This window comes from Pseudomonas sp. IT-P218 (assembly GCF_949767605.1).
Lineage (GTDB): Bacteria > Pseudomonadota > Gammaproteobacteria > Pseudomonadales > Pseudomonadaceae > Aquipseudomonas > Aquipseudomonas putida_AE.
On sequence record NZ_CATKQQ010000044.1, the window covers coordinates 48,839 to 63,442 of the forward strand.

14 protein-coding genes are annotated in these 14,604 nt (G+C 61.9%); 13 read left to right on the top strand and 1 reads right to left on the bottom strand.

Going from position 1 to position 14,604, the window contains the following annotated elements; all coding sequences use genetic code 11:
- The first annotated feature begins 61 nt into the window (after positions 1-61).
- The 13 genes from ACM6I6_RS20665 (at position 62) to ureC (ending at position 14,153) form a co-directional block, all read left to right on the top strand.
- Positions 62-2,179 carry a TonB-dependent copper receptor gene (locus tag ACM6I6_RS20665; RefSeq protein ID WP_323607429.1) on the top strand — a complete coding sequence of 706 codons (2,118 nt, stop codon included), beginning with the start codon at positions 62-64 and terminating at the stop codon, positions 2,177-2,179.
- Between the two features lie 110 nt (positions 2,180-2,289).
- Complete coding sequence (locus ACM6I6_RS20670; protein ID WP_274077505.1) at positions 2,290-3,666, top strand: PepSY-associated TM helix domain-containing protein; 1,377 nt, start codon at positions 2,290-2,292, stop codon at positions 3,664-3,666.
- 243 nt (positions 3,667-3,909) lie between these two features.
- On the top strand, positions 3,910-5,175 hold the full coding sequence (gene urtA / locus ACM6I6_RS20675; RefSeq protein WP_414920655.1) for an urea ABC transporter substrate-binding protein: 1,266 nt from the start codon (positions 3,910-3,912) through the stop codon (positions 5,173-5,175).
- 156 nt (positions 5,176-5,331) lie between these two features.
- Positions 5,332-6,834, top strand: a complete 1,503-nt coding sequence (urtB, locus tag ACM6I6_RS20680) for an urea ABC transporter permease subunit UrtB (protein ID WP_414920656.1) — start codon at positions 5,332-5,334, stop codon at positions 6,832-6,834.
- Positions 6,834-7,913, top strand: a complete 1,080-nt coding sequence (gene urtC / locus ACM6I6_RS20685; RefSeq protein WP_406591819.1) for an urea ABC transporter permease subunit UrtC — start codon at positions 6,834-6,836, stop codon at positions 7,911-7,913. Before urtB ends, urtC begins: the two co-directional genes overlap by 1 nt.
- Positions 7,910-8,779, top strand: a complete 870-nt coding sequence (gene urtD, locus ACM6I6_RS20690; RefSeq protein ID WP_274077508.1) for an urea ABC transporter ATP-binding protein UrtD — start codon at positions 7,910-7,912, stop codon at positions 8,777-8,779. Before urtC ends, urtD begins: the two co-directional genes overlap by 4 nt.
- Positions 8,780-8,892: 113 nt before the next feature.
- Complete coding sequence (urtE, locus tag ACM6I6_RS20695) at positions 8,893-9,591, top strand: urea ABC transporter ATP-binding subunit UrtE (protein ID WP_274077509.1); 699 nt, start codon at positions 8,893-8,895, stop codon at positions 9,589-9,591.
- A 30-nt stretch (positions 9,592-9,621) separates the two neighbouring features.
- Positions 9,622-10,461 (top strand): urease accessory protein UreD, encoded by an 840-nt coding sequence (locus ACM6I6_RS20700; protein ID WP_406591820.1) that lies wholly within the window; start codon positions 9,622-9,624, stop codon positions 10,459-10,461.
- Between the two features lie 137 nt (positions 10,462-10,598).
- A complete protein-coding gene (ureA, locus tag ACM6I6_RS20705; protein WP_007907366.1) occupies positions 10,599-10,901 on the top strand; it encodes an urease subunit gamma in 303 nt (100 codons plus the stop codon).
- A gap of 9 nt (positions 10,902-10,910) precedes the next feature.
- On the top strand, positions 10,911-11,444 hold the full coding sequence (locus ACM6I6_RS20710; RefSeq protein ID WP_274077511.1) for a GNAT family N-acetyltransferase: 534 nt from the start codon (positions 10,911-10,913) through the stop codon (positions 11,442-11,444).
- Positions 11,445-11,448: 4 nt separating this feature from the next.
- Complete coding sequence (locus ACM6I6_RS20715; protein ID WP_274077512.1) at positions 11,449-11,982, top strand: GNAT family N-acetyltransferase; 534 nt, start codon at positions 11,449-11,451, stop codon at positions 11,980-11,982.
- Positions 11,982-12,287, top strand: a complete 306-nt coding sequence (locus tag ACM6I6_RS20720; protein ID WP_046819725.1) for an urease subunit beta — start codon at positions 11,982-11,984, stop codon at positions 12,285-12,287. Before ACM6I6_RS20715 ends, ACM6I6_RS20720 begins: the two co-directional genes overlap by 1 nt.
- Before the next feature lie 165 nt (positions 12,288-12,452).
- Positions 12,453-14,153, top strand: coding sequence for an urease subunit alpha (gene ureC / locus ACM6I6_RS20725; RefSeq protein ID WP_274077513.1), 1,701 nt, complete (start codon positions 12,453-12,455; stop codon positions 14,151-14,153).
- Positions 14,154-14,234: 81 nt separating this feature from the next.
- Here ureC and ACM6I6_RS20730 read toward each other — a convergent pair whose 3' ends face one another.
- Entirely contained in the window at positions 14,235-14,597 is a 363-nt protein-coding gene (locus tag ACM6I6_RS20730; protein WP_406591823.1) for a hypothetical protein, read from the bottom strand.
- Positions 14,598-14,604 lie beyond the last annotated feature (7 nt).

A 14,604-nucleotide genomic window follows, 5' to 3' on the forward strand; every position in this document is an offset into this window, starting at 1 on the left:
GTTTAGCGAACAGCTTCAGGTTGTCGGCCGTGTCGTTTACGACTGTTCGATGGAAATTGTCATGTCCAGGTTTTCTGCTGTCCCATGCCTGAGCGTTGCCCAGGCCTCCCGTGCCCTGAACGAATCCAGCATTCGATTCAGGCACGCCACCGCCCTCCTGTGCGGTGCCTTGCTGGCGCCCTCCGCGCTGGCCGATGAACACGCAGGTCATAGTGAAGAACTGAGCCCGACGGTCATTACCGCCATTGCCCCGAGCTCGCCTCTGACCATCGTCACCAACCCCAAGGACCCGCGCCAGCCTGTGCCGGCCAGCGACGGTTCCGATTACCTGAAAACCATTCCGGGCTTCGCCCAGGTGCGCAATGGCGGCACCAACGGCGACCCGGTGTTGCGCGGCATGTTTGGCTCGCGCCTGAACATCCTCACCAACGGCGGCATGATGCTCGGCGCCTGTCCTGGGCGGATGGATGCACCGACTTCATATATCTCCCCGGAAACCTACGACAAGCTGACCGTCATCAAAGGCCCGCAAACCGTGCTCTGGGGACCGGGGGCTTCGGCCGGTACCATCCTCTTCGATCGCGAACCGGAAAGTTTCGGCGAACTCGGCACGCGGGTGAACGCCAGTGTGCTGGCCGGTTCCAACGGCCGTTTCGACAAAGTGGTGGACGCCGCTGCCGGCGGCCCGTCGGGCTACGTGCGGGTGATCGGCAACACCGCCCAGGCCGACGACTACAAGGATGGCAACAACGACACCGTGGCATCGCGTTATGACAAATGGAACGGCGACGTCGCGCTTGGCTGGACCCCGGACGCCGATACCTTGCTGGAGCTGACCGCCGGCAAGGGTGATGGCGAGGCGCGTTACGCCGGACGCGGCATGGACGGTTCGCAGTTCAAGCGCGAGAGCCTCGGGCTGCGCTTCGAGAAGTCCAACATCAGCGACGTGCTGGAAAAGCTCGAGGCGCAGGTCTATTACAACTACGCCGACCATGTGATGGACAACTACACCCTGCGCACGCCGTCTGGCACAGGGATGATGGCCGGCCCCATGGCGTCCAACGTCGACCGTCGTACCCTCGGCGCGCGAATCAAGGCCACCTGGCGCTGGGCCGATGTACAGTTGATCAGCGGCATCGATGCGCAGACCAACGAACACCGCCAACGCAGCGCCATGGGTATCGACACCTACAAGGACCAGCCGTACACCAAGGACGCCGACTTCCACAACTACGGGGTGTTCAGCGAACTGACCTGGTACGCCGCCGATCGCGACCGACTCATCACCGGCGCACGACTGGACCGCGCTTCGGCCAAGGATTATCGGCAAACCCTCGGTTCGGGGATGATGACCCGCCCGAATCCAACCGCTGACGACACACGTGCCGACACGCTGCCCAGCGGTTTCATTCGCTACGAACACGACCTCGCCGACAGCCCGACTACTTTGTACGCGGGCCTCGGTCACACCCAACGCTTCCCGGATTACTGGGAGCTGTTTTCGCCCAACTCAGGCCCCGCCGGATCGGTGAATGCCTTCGATTCGATCAAGCCGGAGAAAACCACCCAGCTCGACTTCGGCCTGCAGTACAAGACCGAAGACCTCGATGCCTGGGCCTCGGCTTACGTCGGCCAGGTGCGCGATTACATCCTGTTCAACTACACGCCCGGGATGATGGGGATGACTTCGCAAGCCGAGAACATCGACGCGCGAATCATGGGTGGCGAACTGGGAGCTGCTTACAAACTTACCGAACACTGGAAAGCCGACGCCACCCTGGCCTACGCCTGGGGCAAGAACAGCAGCGATGGCAGTGCATTGCCGCAAATGCCGCCGCTGGATGCCCGTTTCGGCCTGACCTACAGCGAAGACAACTGGAGCGCCGGCGCACTGTGGAGAGTGGTTGCCGCGCAAAACCGCATCGACCAGAACAAAGGCAACGTGGTCGGCAAGGACTTCGACAAGACCCCGGGTTTTGGCGTGTTCTCGCTCAACGGTGCCTATCGGATCAACCAGCACTGGAAGGTCAGCAGCGGCATCGACAACCTGTTCGGCAAGGCCTACGCCGAACACTTGAACCTGGCCGGCAACGCCGGGTTCGGCTACCCGGCCAATGACCCGCAAGCCATCAAGGAACCGGGGCGCACGCTCTGGACGAAGGTGGATATGAGCTTTTAAGAGCCCCGCAGGCAAGCCCGCTCCCCTGTAGGAGCGAGCTTGCTCGCGATCGGTTGCGCAGCAACCGCAAACAAACAACTAAAAGATCCAAGCCAAGCGGAGCACACGTGATGAAACAGCCCAAAGTGAATTTCTACAACCTGGCCTGGCGCTGGCATTTCTATGCCGGATTGTTCGTTGCGCCATTCATGGTGATGCTGGCGCTGACCGGCACCATCTACCTGTTCAAGCCGCAGCTCGATTCATTGATGTACAGCAGCCTGCTCAACGTCCCGGCCGGCCACCACACCGTTCCAGCCGACGACCTGCTCAAGCGGGTGAAAGACGCGTATCCACAAGGCACGATCAAACAGTACCTGCCGCCGATCAACGCCGAGCGCAGTGCCCAGTTTGTCGTGCTCAACGAAGGTACCGAGCTGAACGTGTTCGTCGACCCTTACCACGGCGACATCCTCGGCGAACAAGACGCCAAGAAGAACCTGCAGGCGGTCGCGCGGGCGATTCATGGCGAGCTGATGATCGGCACCGTCGGTGACCGACTGGTGGAACTGGCCGCGGGTTGGGGGGTGGTGCTGGTGGTGTCCGGGGTGTTCCTGTGGTGGCCACGTGGTCAGGCCGCGGGCATTCTCTGGCCACGCCTGAGCAGTCGAGGCCGGGTGCTGTGGCGTGACCTGCACGCCGTCACCGGTTTCTGGGGCGCCTCATTGCTGCTGGTAATGCTGCTAAGCGGCATGACCTGGACCGGCTTCTGGGGCCAACAGTACGCCGCCGTCTGGAACGTCTTTCCGGCAGCGATGTGGGATAACGTGCCCAAGTCCGACGTCGAAGCGCGCAGTCTAAACAGCGCCACCCGCCAGACCGTGCCGTGGGCCATGGAAAATACACCGATGCCCATGTCCGGCGACCACGCCGAACACATGGCCCACGGTGCAGCGCCATCCGGTCCGGCCGCGCCGACCATCAGCCTGCAGGACGTGCAGAACATCGCCGTGCAACGCAAGGTCGAGCCCGGCTACAGCATCACGTTCCCGACCACGGCCACCGGCGTGTTCACCATCGCCGTGTTCGCCGATGACCCACGCAACGACGCCACCCTGCATGTCGATCAATACACTGGCAACGTGCTCGCCGACGTACGTTACGAGCACTACGGCGCCGTCGCCCGCGCCACGGAAATCGGCGTGATGCTGCACGAAGGCAAGATGTTCGGCACGCTCAACCAGATCATCGTCCTGCTGATCTGCCTGATGATTCTGCTCAGTGCGGTCAGCGGCGTGGTGATCTGGTGGAAGCGTCGTCCGCAAGGCAAATTCGGTGTGCCGCCGCTGCGTCACGACCTGCCGAAATGGAAAACCGCGATGGTGATCATGTTCGCCCTGGCCGTAGCTTTCCCCTTGGTGGGGGCATCACTGGTGGTGGTGTGGGTGCTGGACAAGCTCCTGTTGGGACGCCTCAACCGGCAAGCTGAACCCGATTCGGCAGCCTGAGCGATACCTGGGCAAGCAACGAACCGTGCTTGCCCGTCCTCCCTCCTCATCACGCCCCAATCTGGCGCATCTCAACGCACCAGCACGTCCGCCGCGTGCCTTGATGGTGCGCAAAATATCCGCACAACCGCTCTAACACGACATTTCCCTGCCTTTTTCCGACCGGGCACAGCCTTTGCTAAAGCCTCTTCAGTAGTCCGCATCTGCCAATCAAAAAATTCATAAGTTCATGGAGATCGCACAATGAAGCGTCGCAGCTTGATCAAGGCTTTCACACTCACGGCAAGCATTGCCGCGATGGGCATGACCTGGACAGTCCAGGCCGCCGCGACCATCAAGGTCGGTATCCTGCATTCGTTGTCCGGCACCATGGCGATCTCCGAGACGTCGCTCAAGGACATGGCGCTGATGACCATCGACGAGATCAACGCCAAGGGTGGCGTGAACGGCAAGATGCTCGAAGCGGTGGTGGTGGACCCGGCGTCGAACTGGCCGTTGTTCGCCGAGAAAGGCCGGCAGCTGCTGACCCAGGACAAGGTCGCCGTGGTGTTCGGATGCTGGACTTCGGTCTCGCGCAAATCGGTGTTGCCGGTGTTCGAAGAACTCAACGGCCTGCTGTTCTACCCGGTGCAGTACGAAGGCGAAGAGATGTCGCCGAACGTGTTCTACACCGGTGCCGCGCCAAACCAGCAGGCGATCCCGGCGGTTGAATACCTGATGAGCGAAGAAGGTGGCGGCGCCAAGCGCTACTTCCTGCTGGGCACCGACTACGTCTACCCGCGCACCACCAACAAGATCCTGCGTTCGTTCCTGCACTCCAAAGGCGTGGCCGACAAGGACATCGAAGAGGTCTATACCCCGTTCGGTCACAGCGACTACCAGACCATCGTCGCCAACATCAAGAAGTTCTCGGCCGGCGGCAAGACCGCGGTCATCTCGACCGTCAATGGCGACTCCAACGTGCCGTTCTACAAGGAACTGGCGAACCAGGGCCTGAAAGCCACCGACGTGCCGGTCGTGGCGTTCTCGGTGGGCGAAGAAGAACTGCGCGGCATCGACACCAAGCCACTGGTGGGCAACCTGGCGGCGTGGAACTACTTCGAGTCGGTGGAGAACCCGGCGAACAAGAAATTCGTCGCCGACTGGAAAGCCTACGCGAAGAAACACAACCTGCCGGGTGCCGACAAAGCCGTGACCAACGACCCGATGGAAGCCACTTACGTCGGCATCCACATGTGGGCGCAGGCCGCTGAAAAAGCCAAGTCCACCGACGTCGACAAGGTCCGCGAAGCCCTGGGCGGCCAGACCTTTGCCGCGCCGTCGGGCTACACCCTGACCATGGACAAGACCAACCACCACCTGCACAAGCCGGTGATGATCGGCGAGATCCAGGCCGACGGTCAGTTCAACGTGGTGTGGCAGACCGAAGGGCCGATCCGCGCCCAGCCGTGGAGCCCGTTCATTCCGGGCAACGACAAGAAGCCGGAGTATGCGGTGAAGAGCAACTGATCGCTGGATGCTGGCTTCTGTACCTGAGGCCAGCACAAATCCCTGTGGGAGCGGGCTTGCTCGCGAAGACGGCGGCACATCCAACATCAATGTGACTGACACACCGTTTTCGCGAGCAAGCCCGCTCCCACATTTAGTCCGCGCAAGGCCATACATATGCCCACCGCCCTTTACCGCTTCATCCTTGCCATTGCACTTTTGCTGCCGATGGCCTCCCACGCCGGTGACGCCGAAGTCTTCGTCGCCGCCAATCCCGTGCAGCAAGCCAAACTATTGGAAAACTGGGCCGCGCAGCCCGATCCGGCCCGAATCGAGCTGATCAACGCCCTGCAACAAGGCGAATTGACCATCGACGGCCAACCGAAAACCTTGCGCCTGAACAACCGCCTGCGAGGTCTGATCGACACCGCATTGGCCAGCCACCAATTGCTCGCCGCCGACGCCAAAATCCGTCTGGCCGCCGCGCAGCAATTGCAGAAAAGCGCCAAACCCGCGCAGCTGAAATTCCTTGACCAGCAATTGGCGGGCGAGAAGGACGAGAGCGTTCACGCCGCCCTCAGCCTGGCCCTGGCCAATCTGCAACTGGTAGACGCCGATCCGGCCGTGCGACTCGCCGCCATCCGTTTACTCGGCGAAACCGGCGATCCGCTGGCCCGTACCCGCCTGGAAAATCTACTGGAGCCGGGCGTTGAAACCGACGCGAATGTGCGCACCGCCGCCGAAACCAGCCTCGCCCAGGTCAAACGCAAATTGCTAGTTGGCGAACTCCTTGGCCAGGCCTTCAGCGGCATGTCCCTAGGCTCGATCCTGCTGCTCGCCGCCTTGGGACTGGCGATCACCTTCGGCCTGCTCGGTGTGATCAACATGGCCCATGGCGAGATGCTGATGCTCGGTGCCTACTCGACCTACGTGGTGCAGTTGATGTTCCAGCGCTTCGCCCCGCAGGCCATCGAGTTCTATCCGCTGATTGCGTTGCCGGTGGCGTTTTTCGTCACCGCAGCGATCGGCATGGCGTTGGAGCGTACGGTGATTCGCCACCTCTACGGTCGCCCGCTGGAAACCCTGCTCGCCACCTGGGGCATCAGCCTGATGCTGATCCAGCTGGTGCGCCTGGTCTTCGGCGCGCAGAACGTCGAGGTGGCCAACCCGGCGTGGTTGTCGGGCGGGATCCAGGTGCTGCCCAACCTCGTGCTGCCGTACAACCGCATTGTGATCATCGCGTTCGCGCTGTTCGTGGTGGTGCTGACCTGGCTGCTGCTCAACAGGACGCGCCTGGGCCTGAACGTGCGCGCCGTCACCCAGAATCGCAACATGGCGGCCTGCTGCGGCGTGCCCACCGGGCGCGTCGACATGCTCGCCTTCGGCCTCGGCTCGGGCATTGCCGGCCTCGGCGGCGTGGCGCTCAGCCAGATCGGCAACGTCGGCCCGGACCTCGGTCAGAGCTACATCATCGACTCGTTCCTGGTGGTGGTGCTCGGCGGTGTCGGGCAACTGGCCGGTAGCGTTCTGGCCGCGTTCGGCCTTGGGATCGCCAACAAGATTCTCGAACCGCAAATCGGTGCCGTGCTCGGCAAGATCCTCATCCTCGCGCTGATCATTCTGTTCATCCAGAAACGTCCGCAAGGCCTCTTCGCACTGAAAGGACGGGTGATCGACTGATGAACCAGCCCCTGCTCGTTACCGCGACACAAAAAGCCGGCCCGAAAGTCACGATGGCCGTCGGCGCTGTAATCCTCGCTTTACTGCTGGCGTTGCCGCTGCTCTCGCTGTTGCCAGCCGACAGTGCGCTGCACGTCTCCGCCTACACGCTGACCCTGGTGGGCAAGATCCTGTGCTACGCCATCGTGGCCCTGGCGCTGGACCTGGTCTGGGGTTATGCCGGCCTGCTGTCCCTGGGTCACGGCCTGTTTTTCGCCCTCGGCGGTTATGCCATGGGCATGTACCTGATGCGCCAGGCCTCCGGCGATGGCTTGCCGGCCTTCATGACGTTCCTGTCGTGGAGCGAATTGCCCTGGTACTGGACCGGCACCAGCAGCTTTCTCTGGGCCATGTGTCTGGTGGTATTGGCGCCAGGATTGCTCGCGCTGGTGTTCGGCTTCTTCGCCTTCCGCTCGCGGATCAAGGGCGTGTATTTCTCGATCATGACCCAGGCCCTGACCTTCGCCGGCATGCTCCTGTTCTTCCGCAACGAAACCGGGTTTGGCGGCAACAACGGCTTCACCAACTTCCGCACCATCCTCGGCTTTGGCATCACTGAACCTGGCACCCGCGCGGTGCTGTTTTTCGCCACGGTGCTGCTGCTGGTGGCCAGCCTGTACATCGGTTGGCGCCTGGCGCAGAGCAAGTTCGGCCGAGTGCTGACCGCCCTGCGCGACGCGGAGAACCGCCTGATGTTCTGCGGCTACGACCCGCGTGGATTCAAGCTGTTCGTGTGGGTGTTGAGCGCGGTGCTGTGCGGCCTGGCCGGTGCGTTGTACGTGCCGCAGGTGGGCATCATCAACCCAAGTGAAATGTCGCCGACCAACTCTATTGAAGCAGCTGTATGGGTCGCCCTCGGCGGTCGCGGCACCTTGATTGGTCCGTTGCTCGGCGCCGGCGTGGTCAATGGCATGAAGAGCTGGTTCACCGTGGCCTTCCCGGAATACTGGCTGTTCTTCCTCGGCGCGCTGTTCATCGTCGTGACCCTGTACCTGCCCAAGGGCGTGATCGGCTTGCTGAAGAAAAGAGGTGAACAATGAGAGTCACTGCGACCGCTGAATTCATGCTCGAACCGGCGTTTTTCCCCGTGGAGCCGAACAAGGACGCCGGCACCAGCCGCGATGTCATCGGCCTCGGCCAACGCGCCGGTCCGGGCCTGAACACCCGCCACGGCACCATCCTGACCCTCGAAGACATCAGCGTCAGCTTCGATGGTTTCAAGGCACTGAACGACTTGAACCTGTACATCGGCGTCGGTGAATTGCGCTGCATCATCGGGCCCAACGGCGCGGGCAAGACCACGCTGATGGACGTGATCACCGGCAAGACCCGCCCCAGTCATGGTAAGGCTTGGTTCGGCGAGACCCTGGACCTGACGCAAATGAGCGAAGTGCAGATTGCCCAGGCCGGCATTGGTCGCAAGTTCCAGAAACCGACCGTGTTCGAGGCCTTGAGTGTGTTCGAGAACCTGGAGCTGGCGCAGAAAACCGACAAGTCGGTGTGGGCCAGTCTGCGGGCGCGCTTGAGTGGCGAACAGAAGGACCGTATCGCCGAGGTGCTCGACACCATTCGCCTGACCGCTTCGGTCAATCGTCCCGCCGGCTTGCTGTCCCACGGCCAGAAGCAGTTCCTGGAAATCGGCATGCTGTTGATGCAAGACCCGCAACTGCTGCTGCTCGATGAACCGGTGGCCGGCATGACCGACGCCGAAACCGAATTCACCGCCGAACTGTTCAAGACCCTGGCCGGCAAGCATTCGCTGATGGTGGTGGAACACGACATGGGCTTCGTCGGTTCGATCGCCGACCACGTCACCGTATTGCACCAGGGCAGCGTGTTGGCGGAAGGGTCGCTGGAACAGGTGCAGGAAAACGAACGGGTGATCGACGTGTATCTCGGTCGCTGAGTTTTGCGAACACCGAACCTGTAGGAGCTGGCTTGCCAGCGAAGGCGTACTGAATGACGCCAAAAGCTTCGCTGGCAAGCCAGCTCCTACAAGGGATTGAGGAGGATTTGAGAATGCTGCAAGTCGACAAGCTGCACCAATACTACGGCGGTAGCCACATCCTTCGCGGCCTGACGTTTGACGTGAAGGTCGGCGAAGTCACCTGCCTGCTGGGCCGTAACGGCGTGGGCAAGACCACCTTGCTCAAGTGCCTGATGGGCCTGCTGCCGGCCAAGGACGGCGCTGTGAGTTGGGAGGGCAAGCCGATCACCACGTTCAAGCCGCACCAGCGAGTGCATGCCGGCATCGCCTATGTGCCCCAGGGCCGGGAAATTTTCGGCCGGCTGACCGTGGAGGAAAACCTGCTGATGGGCCTGTCGCGTTTTCCCGGCAGTGAAGCCAAGGAAGTCCCGGCGTTCATCTATGAGCTGTTTCCAGTGCTGTTGCAGATGAAGCAACGGCGCGGCGGCGACTTGTCCGGCGGCCAGCAGCAACAACTGGCGATTGGCCGGGCGCTGGCCAGCCGTCCACGCCTGCTGATCCTCGACGAGCCCACCGAAGGCATCCAGCCGTCGGTGATCAAGGAAATCGGCGCCGTGATCAAAAAGCTCGCCGCCCGTGGTGACATGGCAATCCTGCTGGTAGAGCAGTTCTACGACTTCGCTGCCGAACTGGCCGATCAGTACCTGGTGATGTCGCGCGGCGAAATCGTGCAGCAGGGCCGCGGCGAAAACATGGAAGCCGAAGGTGTACGCGGCCTGGTTACGATCTAATCTGTAGCGTCCTAACGATAATTAGAAGCCATGAATCTACCACTTCCCACTGCCCTGTTTACCCCGAGCTGGCATGCCGAACTGGAGCTGGGCTACGCCCGCTTCGGCGACAGCACGCGCCCGGTTCAGCGACGGCACAAAGGCCCGCTGCGGGTGCAGAAGCACTTGTATGCCGAAGGGCCCGAGGTGTGCCAGCACATCATCGTGCATCCGCCAGGCGGAATTGCCGGTGGTGACCGGCTGGACATCAGCGCCAGCGTCGGCCGCGCGGCGTGGGCGCAAATCACCAGCCCCGGCGCGGCCAAGTGGTATCGCGCGACAGGGCCGGCTTATCAGAAACTCGACCTGAAAGTGGCCCCCGGCGCGACACTGGAATGGCTGCCGCAAGAGACGATCATCTTCAGCGATGCCCGGGCCGAGCTCAGCACCTCCATTGACCTGCAAGGTGATGCGCGGCTGTTCTATTGGGATGTAGTGGCGTTGGGGCGCCCGGCCAGCGGCGAGCGTTTCGATCTCGGGCATTTCCAGGCGCAACTGGACATCCGCCGCGACGGCCAGTTGCTCTGGCACGAACGCCAGCGCATTGTGGGCGGTGACGGTTTGCTCGATTCGCCGATCGGGCTGGATGGGCAACCGGTGTTTGCCACCCTGCTGGTGACCGGGGAAATCGATAGTGATTTGCTGGAGCGTTGCCGTTCTTTGACCAATGATGTGCGCGGGGATTTGACCCAGTTGCCGGGTTTGCTCGTAGCCCGTTGCCTGGCCAATGAAGCCCTGCTGGCACGAGGCTGGCTGATTGATTTATGGCGTTTGTTGCGCCCTGCACTGCTCGGCCGAGAAGCCATGCCACCCAGAATATGGAGCACCTGAACACCGCTCCCCCTGTAGGAGCTGGCTTGCCAGCGAAGGCGTACTCAATGACGCCAAAAAGCTTCGCTGGCAAGCCAGCTCCTACAGGTGATGTATTTACAGATCCGATTTTTTATCTGCCCAGATGGATTCCAACGATGGACCTGACCCCACGCGAAAAAGACAAGCTGCTGATCTTCACCGCCGGCCTCGTCGCCGAGCGGCGTTTGGCCCGCGGCGTGAAACTCAATTATCCGGAGGCCATGGCCTACATTTCCGCGGCGCTGCTCGAAGGCGCCCGTGACGGCCAGACCGTGGCCGAGCTGATGCACTTTGGCACCACCCTGCTCAGCCGCGAACAAGTGATGGAAGGCATCCCGGAAATGATCCCGGAGATCCAGGTGGAAGCCACCTTCCCCGACGGCACCAAACTGGTCACCGTCCACCAACCCATCGCCTGAGGACGCGCCATGACTTATCACATCCGCGATGCGGTGCATGCCGATCTGCCGGCGATCCGCGATATCTACAACGATGCAGTGCTCAATACCACGGCGATCTGGAACGAACAGGCCGTGGACCTCGGCAACCGCCAGGCCTGGTTCAGCGCCCGGCAATCCCAGGCTTATCCGATCCTGGTGATCGTCGACGGCGAGAACAGCGTGCTGGGCTACGCTTCGTTTGGTGACTGGCGGCCGTTCGATGGTTTCCGCCACACGGTCGAGCACTCTGTCTACGTGCGCAGCGACCAGCGCGGCAATGGCCTGGGCCCACAATTGATGGACGTGCTGATCGAGCGCGCCAGGCTTTGCGACAAACATGTGATGGTCGCCGCCATCGAAAGCGGCAACGCCGCTTCCATTCGTCTGCATGAACGCGTCGGGTTCAAAACCACAGGTCAAATGCCGCAGGTCGGTACCAAGTTCGGTCGCTGGCTGGACCTGACCTTCATGCAACTGATGCTCAATCCTGGCGCCGAACCGCCGCCCGCCAACAAGGAGTAACGCGATGAACGCCGCCCAATTGCGACGCGTCAACATTGAAAGCTTTGCGCACTATCGTCAGGGTTTGATCGATTTGCTGCTCGACGCCGTCGGCTATGGCGCCAGTGTCGGTTTCATGGCGAATCTGGACGCGACGCAAGCCCGCGCCTATTTCGATGAAGTCCAGGAGAACCTGAACAAGGGCAACGTCCTGCTGTGGGTGGTGGTCAAGGACGAGCAGGTGCAGGCCAGCGTACAGCTGACCCTGTGCCAGAAAGCCAATGGCCTGAACCGCGCCGAAGTGCAGAAACTGCTGGTGCGCGAGCACGCCAGGCGCCGTGGCCTGGGCCAGCAATTGATGAGTGCGCTGGAGCAGGCGGCCCTGCAGCACAAGCGCGGCATGCTCTACCTCGATACCGAGGCCGGCTCCCCTGCCGAGGATTTCTACAAGGCCCTGGGTTACACCCGCGCCGGCGAAATCCCCGACTACGCCTGCGATCCGAGCGGCCTCTACAAGCCAACCGCCCTTTACTACAAGATTCTCCAGGGAGCCCATTGATGATTCCCGGTGAATACCAGATCCAGCCCGGCGACATCGAACTCAACGTCGGCCGCCGCACGGTCAGCTTGAAGGTGGCCAACAGCGGCGACCGACCGATCCAGGTCGGCTCGCACTACCACTTCTTCGAAACCAACGACGCCCTGACCTTCGACCGCGCCAGCAGTCGCGGCATGCGCCTGAACATTCCCGCCGGCACCGCCGTGCGCTTCGAGCCGGGGCAAAGCCGCGAAGTCGAGCTGGTCGACCTGGCCGGGCATCGGCGGGTGTTCGGCTTTGCCGGGCGGATCATGGGCGACCTCTGAATTATGTAGTGCACGCACCGGCCCCTTCGCTGGCAAGCCAGCTCCTACAAGGGATCGTATTTCATTGGTATTTCCATGTTGGAATGCCAATTGTAGGAGCTGGCTTGCCAGCGATAGCGAGCAACGCGAGCGGTCTCGAAATCAATTGAATCCCAAGGCAAGCGCATGAAAATCTCCAGACAAGCCTACGCCGACATGTTCGGCCCCACCGTCGGTGACAAGGTCCGCCTGGCCGACACCGAGCTATGGGTCGAAGTGGAAAAAGACTTCACCACCTACGGCGAAGAAGTGAAGTTCGGTGGCGGCAAGGTTATCCGTGACGGCCAGGGCCAGAGCCAACTGTTGGCTGCCGAAGTGGTCGACACCCTGATCACCAACGCGCTGATCATCGACCACTGGGGCATCGTCAAGGCGGACGTCGGCCTCAAGGACGGGCGCATCGCCGCGATCGGCAAAGCCGGCAACCCGGACATCCAGCCCAACGTCGACATCGCCATCGGCGCCAGCACCGAAGTGATCGCCGGCGAAGGCATGATCCTCACCGCCGGCGGCATCGACACACACATCCACTTCATCTGCCCGCAGCAGATCGAAGAAGCGCTGATGAGCGGCGTCACCACCATGATCGGCGGCGGCACCGGGCCTGCCACCGGGACCAACGCCACCACCTGCACCTCGGGGCCGTGGCACCTGGCGCGCATGCTCCAGGCCGCCGACGCCTTCCCGATGAACATCGGCCTGACCGGCAAGGGCAACGCCAGCCTGCCCGAGCCGCTGATCGAACAGGTCAAGGCCGGCGCCATTGGCCTCAAGCTCCACGAAGACTGGGGCACCACCCCGGCCAGTATCGACAACTGCCTGAGCGTCGCCGATCAGTACGACGTGCAGGTGGCGATCCACACCGACACCCTCAACGAATCGGGCTTCGTCGAAACCACCCTCGGCGCCTTCAAGGGCCGTACCATCCACACCTACCACACCGAAGGTGCGGGCGGCGGCCACGCGCCGGACATCATCAAGGCCTGCGGCTTTGCCAACGTGCTGCCGAGTTCGACCAACCCGACCCGGCCGTTCACCCGCAACACCATCGACGAACACCTCGACATGCTGATGGTCTGCCACCACCTGGACCCGAGCATTGCCGAGGACGTGGCCTTCGCCGAAAGCCGCATCCGCCGCGAAACCATCGCCGCCGAAGACATCCTCCACGACCTCGGCGCGTTCTCGATGATCAGCTCCGACAGCCAGGCCATGGGCCGCGTCGGTGAAGTGATCACGCGCACCTGGCAAACCGCCGACAAGATGAAAAAGCAGCGCGGCCCGTTGCCCCAGGACGGTGAAGGCAACGACAACTTCCGCGCCAAACGTTACATCGCCAAGTACACGATCAACCCGGCGATCACCCATGGCATCAGCCATGAAGTGGGCTCGATCGAGGTGGGTAAATGGGCTGACCTGGTGCTCTGGCGCCCGGCGTTCTTCGGGGTCAAGCCAACGCTGATCCTCAAGGGCGGCGCCATCGCGGCCAGCCTGATGGGGGATGCCAACGCCTCGATTCCAACGCCGCAACCTGTGCACTACCGTCCGATGTTCGCCAGTTATGGCGGCTCGCTGCACGCCACCAGCCTGACCTTTATCAGCCAGGCGGCGCAGGAGGCCGGGCTTGCCGAAGCCCTGGGTTTGAAGAAGAAAATCGCCGTGGTCAAGGGTTGCCGCGAGGTGCAGAAGACCGACCTGATCCACAACGATTACCTGCCAGAGATCGAGGTCGATCCGCAGACTTATCAGGTCAAGGCGGACGGCATTTTGCTGTGGTGCGAACCGGCGGACGTGTTGCCGATGGCCCAGCGTTATTTCCTGTTCTGATCGGTTGAGCGGGCAAAGAAAAAGGCCTGGATGCTTGCGCAGATCCAGGCCTTTGTTCGTCGGTTGGCTACGGCTGCAACATCAGAGCGGGTGCCTCGTCAACTCCTCGCGAGTGAGCTTCTCGATCAGCGACGCCTCTTCGATCTGGAGCTGAGCGTCCAGTTCGTCGGATTGCGCCTCGTACTGCGCCTCTGACAATTCCCCAGCCTGCTGGCTGTCTCGCAAATTGGCCAGGCGATCCTGATAAGGTTCGCGCTGCGCTTCGAATGGCGGCCGGTATTTGTTCGTCACGAAGTCCTTCCAGAAGTCTTTTGCCACCAGCGACTGAAACTCTTCAGCAGAACCGTCCAGCGCCACGACCTTGGCGTATGCCTCATCCAGCATCCTGGCTGTGACATTGCCCTCGTTTCCGGGGTGCTTTGGTGGTTGCTTCGCATGGTACATATCCTTA

What these genes read in the sequence shown, in the direction of transcription:
- urtC (WP_406591819.1), top strand. Translation starts at nt 6,834, where the DNA reads ATGAACCAGCCCCTGCTCGTTACCGCGACACAAAAAGCCGGCCCGAAA.
- ACM6I6_RS20730 (WP_406591823.1), bottom strand. Translation starts at nt 14,597, where the DNA reads ATGTACCATGCGAAGCAACCACCAAAGCACCCCGGAAACGAGGGCAAT.
- ureC (WP_274077513.1), top strand. Translation starts at nt 12,453, where the DNA reads ATGAAAATCTCCAGACAAGCCTACGCCGACATGTTCGGCCCCACCGTC.
- urtA (WP_414920655.1), top strand. Translation starts at nt 3,910, where the DNA reads ATGAAGCGTCGCAGCTTGATCAAGGCTTTCACACTCACGGCAAGCATT.
- ACM6I6_RS20710 (WP_274077511.1), top strand. Translation starts at nt 10,911, where the DNA reads ATGACTTATCACATCCGCGATGCGGTGCATGCCGATCTGCCGGCGATC.
- ureA (WP_007907366.1), top strand. Translation starts at nt 10,599, where the DNA reads ATGGACCTGACCCCACGCGAAAAAGACAAGCTGCTGATCTTCACCGCC.
- ACM6I6_RS20720 (WP_046819725.1), top strand. Translation starts at nt 11,982, where the DNA reads ATGATTCCCGGTGAATACCAGATCCAGCCCGGCGACATCGAACTCAAC.
- ACM6I6_RS20715 (WP_274077512.1), top strand. Translation starts at nt 11,449, where the DNA reads ATGAACGCCGCCCAATTGCGACGCGTCAACATTGAAAGCTTTGCGCAC.
- urtE (WP_274077509.1), top strand. Translation starts at nt 8,893, where the DNA reads ATGCTGCAAGTCGACAAGCTGCACCAATACTACGGCGGTAGCCACATC.
- ACM6I6_RS20670 (WP_274077505.1), top strand. Translation starts at nt 2,290, where the DNA reads ATGAAACAGCCCAAAGTGAATTTCTACAACCTGGCCTGGCGCTGGCAT.
- urtB (WP_414920656.1), top strand. Translation starts at nt 5,332, where the DNA reads ATGCCCACCGCCCTTTACCGCTTCATCCTTGCCATTGCACTTTTGCTG.
- urtD (WP_274077508.1), top strand. Translation starts at nt 7,910, where the DNA reads ATGAGAGTCACTGCGACCGCTGAATTCATGCTCGAACCGGCGTTTTTC.
- ACM6I6_RS20665 (WP_323607429.1), top strand. Translation starts at nt 62, where the DNA reads ATGTCCAGGTTTTCTGCTGTCCCATGCCTGAGCGTTGCCCAGGCCTCC.
- ACM6I6_RS20700 (WP_406591820.1), top strand. Translation starts at nt 9,622, where the DNA reads ATGAATCTACCACTTCCCACTGCCCTGTTTACCCCGAGCTGGCATGCC.